At 68.4% G+C, this 5,158-nt stretch carries 5 protein-coding genes; all 5 read right to left on the bottom strand.

Translation table 11 applies throughout. The features are described 5' to 3' along the window. Positions 1-1,020, bottom strand: a 1,020-nt coding sequence (gene ftsZ / locus WAZ62_RS01535; RefSeq protein ID WP_422641767.1) for a cell division protein FtsZ, incomplete at its 3' end; no start/stop codon positions are given. A 58-nt stretch (positions 1,021-1,078) separates the two neighbouring features. Further along, complete coding sequence (gene ftsA, locus WAZ62_RS01530) at positions 1,079-2,320, bottom strand: cell division protein FtsA (protein ID WP_422641766.1); 1,242 nt, start codon at positions 2,318-2,320, stop codon at positions 1,079-1,081. 21 nt (positions 2,321-2,341) lie between these two features. Further along, positions 2,342-3,262, bottom strand: coding sequence for a cell division protein FtsQ/DivIB (locus tag WAZ62_RS01525; RefSeq protein WP_422641765.1), 921 nt, complete (start codon positions 3,260-3,262; stop codon positions 2,342-2,344). Continuing rightward, positions 3,250-4,164: a D-alanine--D-alanine ligase gene (locus WAZ62_RS01520; protein ID WP_422641764.1), complete on the bottom strand. Its 915-nt coding sequence runs from the start codon at positions 4,162-4,164 to the stop codon at positions 3,250-3,252. The genes WAZ62_RS01525 and WAZ62_RS01520 overlap by 13 nt, the downstream gene beginning before the upstream one ends. Further along, the gene (gene murB, locus WAZ62_RS01515; protein ID WP_422641768.1) at positions 4,161-5,105 is read right to left on the bottom strand and encodes a UDP-N-acetylmuramate dehydrogenase; all 945 of its coding nucleotides are present in this window, start codon (positions 5,103-5,105) and stop codon (positions 4,161-4,163) included. Before murB ends, WAZ62_RS01520 begins: the two co-directional genes overlap by 4 nt. Between the last annotated feature and the right edge of the window lie 53 nt (positions 5,106-5,158).

Genomic DNA, 5,158 nt, shown 5'->3' with positions numbered 1-5,158 from the left:
GCCGGCCGGCATGGCGGTCTGCACCGGCATGGCCGGACGGGTCTGGGTGCCGACTTCCGCCTCGATACCGGTCGCGACGACCGAGACGCGGATGCGGCCTTCCATTTCCAGATCGAAGGTCGAGCCGACGATGATGTTGGCTTCGGGATCGACTTCCGAACGGATCCGGTTGGCGGCCTCGTCGACCTCGAACAGGGTCATGTCCATGCCGCCGGTGATGTTGATGAGCACGCCGCGGGCGCCCTTCATCGAGACATCGTCGAGCAGCGGGTTGGAGATCGCGGCTTCGGCGGCCTCGATCGCCCGCTTGTCGCCCGAGGCTTCACCGGTGCCCATCATGGCCTTGCCCATCTCGGACATCACCGTGCGCACGTCGGCGAAATCGAGATTGATCAGGCCCGGCATGATCATCAGGTCGGTGACGCCGCGCACGCCCGAATGAAGGACATTGTCCGCCATGGCGAAAGCCTGGGCGAAGGTCGTCTTCTCGTTCGCGAGACGGAACAGGTTCTGGTTCGGAATGATGATCAGCGTGTCGACGAACTGATGCAGTTCCTTGATGCCCGCTTCAGCCGTCCGCATGCGGTGGCTGCCTTCGAACTGGAACGGCTTGGTCACGACGCCGACGGTCAGGATGCCCTGCTCCCGCGCCGCGCGGGCCACGACCGGGGCCGCGCCCGTGCCCGTGCCGCCACCCATGCCGCAGGTGATGAAGACCATGTTCGAGCCGGCGAGCGCATCGACGATCTGGTCGTGCGTTTCCTCGGCGGCCATGCGGCCCACTTCCGGCTTGGAGCCGGCGCCGAGGCCCTGCGTGACCTCGCCGCCGAGCTGGATCTTGCGCATCGCCTTGTTGTTGGCGAGCGCCTGGGCATCGGTATTGGCGACGACGAATTCGACGCCTTCCAACCGTGCCTCGATCATGTTGTTGACCGCGTTGCCGCCCGCGCCACCAACACCGAACACGGTGATCCGCGGCTTGAGCTCAGCCGGTTCCGGCACACCCAGCGAAATCGTCATGTTGCTCTCCTTACCAAGTGGCCCTGTGGCCGGTGTTGCTTCATTGATGACAAACGATTCAGAAATTCTGTTTCAGCCAGCGGCCGATGCGTCGCACCCGGCCGGTTCCACCCGTGTCGTCCGGCCCGAGAACCGCCTCGATCGGCGCCCGCGCGGCATAGGCGAGAAGTCCCGCCGCCGTCGCGAAGGACGGCCCGCCCGTCGATTCCGCGAGACCCGAGAGACGAATCGGCCGGCCCATGCGCACCTGCTTGTCGAGGACGCCGGCCGCGAGTTCGCGCACGCCCTGCAGCTGCGACGCACCGCCGGTCAGCACCACCTTGCGACCGCCCACCTTGTCGAATCCGCTGTCACGCAGATGGTTCCGCACCAGCTCGAAAGTTTCCTCGATCCGGGGGCGGATGATGCCGTTCAGAACCGAGCGCGGCACATGATTGGCGGCGCCGTGATCGCTCTCGCCCATCTGAGGCACGTCGATCACCTCGCGGTCGTCATTGGCGCCCGGCACGGCGCTGCCGAACAGGGTCTTCATGCGTTCCGCATGGGCGGTCGGCGTCAGCAGGCCGCGCGCGATATCATTGGTGACATGGCCGCCGCCGATCGGCAGCACCGCGGTATGAACAAGACTGCCGTCGTAGAAGACGGCGATCGAGGTCGCGCCGCCGCCCATGTCGATCAGGGTGATGCCGAGATCCATCTCGTCCTCGACCAGGCAGGCGAGGGCCGAGGCATAGGGCGCCAGCACGATGCCCGAGACGCCGAGATGCGCCCGGCTGATGCAGACCGAGAGATTGCGGATCGGCCCCGACTGGGCGGTGACGACATGGATGTTGACGCCGAGGCGTTCGCCGAACATGCCGCGCGGATCCTTGATCCCGCGCGAGCCGTCGATCGTGTAGCCGACGGGAATGGCGTGGATCAGCTCGCGGTCCGGCGCTTCGGCGCGGACACGGTTGCCCTGTTCCAGCACCTTGCGGATATCGCTGTCGCCGACCTCGTGGCCGGCGATCGAAACCTCGACGCCGATGGTGTGGGACTGCGGCAGGCCGCCCGAGAAGGAAACGAAGACATCGCGGATGGTCTCGCCCGCCGTGCGTTCGGCGGTTTCGACGGCGGCGCGGATCGCATGTTCCGTCGCCTCCATGTCGGTGACCGTGCCCGAGCGCATCCCCCGGCTGGCGTGATGGCCGATGCCGATCACGCGCACCTGCCCGGTCGCATCGATGCGGCCGATGAAGCAGGCAACCTTGGTCGTTCCGACATCAAGGGCTGCGATCAGGGCATTGCGGGCGGCGGCCATGGCTCTTGTCTGTTCCTTCGCTCAGGTATTCTTGGCGGGCGGCACGGCCATCTGCTGCACCGCGCCGTCGGACAGGCGGACGATCAGACGGTCGGACTGGCGCAGATCGACGACGGTGATGTCGCGCGACAGCAGCCGATCGGTCCGCTCCAGCCGGGCGAGGCGGTCGAAAGCCTCGGCCATGCCTTCTTCCGGCAGGCGGATCTCGACGCCATTGTCCAGCTTCAGGTTCCAGCGCCGCTTGGAGACGCGGATCGCGGCTTCCACCCGCTTGCCGATCGACGGCTCCCGGGCGAGGAGATCGATCAGTTCGGCGGCATAGCGCGGCGCGTCGTCACCAACGATCAGCGGCAGCTTGGCGTAGAGCGCCAGCTGCGCCCCCTCGCCCTCGATGGCGATGCCATTCTGGTCGACGAGATGCATCTTGCCGTCGGTCTGCCACAGCGCCATCGGCCGGCGCTCGACGAGGGTGACATGGATGCTGTCGGGCAGGCGCCGCTCGATCGAGGCGGACTGGACCCAGGACAGGCTCTGCAACCGCTCCCGTGCCGCGCCGAGATCGAGCGAGAGAATGTCGTCGCCCCGCTCGATGTCGAGGGCGGCGAGAACATCGCCCGCCTTCACGACGCTGCGACCCGACACGGTCACGCTGCCGACGATGAAGCCCTCGCTCCGCGCCAGATGGGCGAAGCGGGCATCGATCGCGGCCTTCACGTCATCGAGCCGCCCGGCGAGGGCCAGCACGCCGACGACAAGGACCGAGGCGCCGGCCAGCCCGAGCACCGCCCTGCCCCGCCAGCCCAATTGGGCAAGGCCGGGCAGGCCGCGCGCGACCGCCTCGCCGAGGGGACGGGGCTTCGCCGCCATCACCCGGCGCTTGCGATGTTTGGGGGTCTTGGCCTGGCCGAAGAGCCCGCCGACCATGCCGCCTAGCGATCGCATGACGCATCCTCCACCATCCAGGTCACCAGGTCCTCGAAGCTCATGCCGCGATAGGCCGCCTGTTCCGGCACCAGCGAGGTGCCGGTCATGCCCGGCTGGGTGTTCACTTCAAGAACGATCAATTCGCCGCTCGCGTCGTCGAAGCGGAAATCGGTCCGGCTGACACCCCGGCAGCCCAGTGCCTGATGGGCGGCCACCGCGAGCGCCATGGCCTTCTCGGTCACGCCTTCGGGCAATCGCGCCGGCACGACATGGCGCGAGCCACCGGCGGCATATTTCGCTTCGTAATCGTAGAATTCGGTCATCGGCAGGATCTCGGTCACCGCCAGCGCCCGGTCGTGCATCACGCCGACCGTCAGCTCCCGCCCGGGGATGAAACGCTCGACCAATACCGGCTTGTCCGCCGTCCAGCCCTCGGTGAGACCCTGCGGGTAGCGATTGTCGCCCGGGCGCACGATATGCACGCCGACCGACGAGCCTTCGTTGGTCGGCTTCACCACATAGGGCGGCGCCATCAGGTGGCCGGCCGCCGCCTCGCCCGCCGTCGTCGCGACGCCTTCCGCCAGCGGCAGGCCGCGGGCGGCCAGAACCACCTTGGTCGCCGGCTTGTCCATGGCGACGGCGGAAGCCCGCACGCCCGAATGGGTATAGGGAAGGCGCATCAACTCGAGCACGCCCTGCACGCAGCCATCTTCGCCGAAGCGGCCATGCAGCGCGTTGAAGACGACATCGGGCTTCACCTCGGCGAGGCGAAGCGCGACATCGGCGCCGACATCAATCTCGGTCACGGTGAAGCCCGCGTTGCGCAGCGCCTGCGCGCAGGCGGCGCCGGAGTTCAGGCTGACCTCCCGCTCGGTCGAAATTCCGCCCTTCAGGACGGCGACATGCAGCGCGGCACTCATGACTTCACCTCCGCCGGCAGGGAGCCGTGACGGCCAAGGCGCATGATTTCCCACTCCAGCGTTACACCCGAGGTCTCGAACACCCGGCGGCGGACATCCTCGCCCAGGCCCTCGATATCGGCGGCACTGGCCGCGCCCTCGTTGATCAGGAAGTTGCAGTGCAGGGGCGAGACCACGGCGCCGCCCCGGCGCAGACCCCGGCAACCGGCGGCATCGATCAGCTCCCAGGCCTTGTGACCTTGCGGGTTCTTGAAGGTCGAGCCGCCGGTGCGGCTGCGCACGGGCTGCGCCGCCTCGCGCGCGGCGGCGATCTCGTCCATGCGCGCGGCGATCGCGGCGATGTCGCCCGGCCGGCCCTGAAGCACGGCTTCGGTCACGATCCAGTCGGCCGGAAAATCGCTGTGGCGATAGCTGAAATGAAACGCCTCGGGCCCCAGGGTGCGGATCTCGCCCGCGCCGTCGACCACCGTCGCCTCGACCAGGACATCGGCGAGTTCGGCGCCATAAGCCCCGGCATTGGTGCGGAAGGCGCCGCCGATGGTGCCCGGAATGCCGCGCAGGAATTCGAGCCCGGTGATGCCGGCATCCCGCGCGACGAGCGAGACATTGAGATCGAGCGCGGCTGCGCCGACGCGAAGCCGCGCGCCTTCTTCGACCGCGATACCGGCGAAACCCCGACCCAGCCGCAGCACGATGCCGCCAAGGCCGCCGTCGCGGACAAGCAGGTTGGAGCCGACGCCGAGGGTCAGCAGCGGCACGCCTTCGGGGCGCCCGCGCAGCAGGGTGACGAGATCCTCGAGATCACGGGGACGCACCATCACCTCGGCCGGTCCACCAACCTGGAACCAGGTCACACCCGCGAGGGGCGCGCCCGGCGAGACGCGGCCCTTCAGGGGGGGCAGACGCTCGATCAGGGTGGCTGTGACGGGGGCGGTCATCATCGGCTCCGCTCCGCCGTCGCGGGCGCGGCCCCGGCGAGCGCGGCCAGCTGGCC

Source organism: Zavarzinia sp. (genome assembly GCF_049306435.1).
GTDB lineage: Bacteria > Pseudomonadota > Alphaproteobacteria > Zavarziniales > Zavarziniaceae > Zavarzinia.
The sequence above is the reverse complement of the archived record's forward strand: the minus strand, read 5'-3'. Positions and strand labels throughout refer to the sequence as shown.

Coding starts and splice junctions, on each gene's coding strand:
- WAZ62_RS01525 (WP_422641765.1), bottom strand. CDS start 3,262: ATGCGATCGCTAGGCGGCATGGTCGGCGGGCTCTTCGGCCAGGCCAAG.
- ftsA (WP_422641766.1), bottom strand. CDS start 2,320: ATGGCCGCCGCCCGCAATGCCCTGATCGCAGCCCTTGATGTCGGAACG.
- murB (WP_422641768.1), bottom strand. CDS start 5,105: ATGATGACCGCCCCCGTCACAGCCACCCTGATCGAGCGTCTGCCCCCC.
- WAZ62_RS01520 (WP_422641764.1), bottom strand. CDS start 4,164: ATGAGTGCCGCGCTGCATGTCGCCGTCCTGAAGGGCGGAATTTCGACC.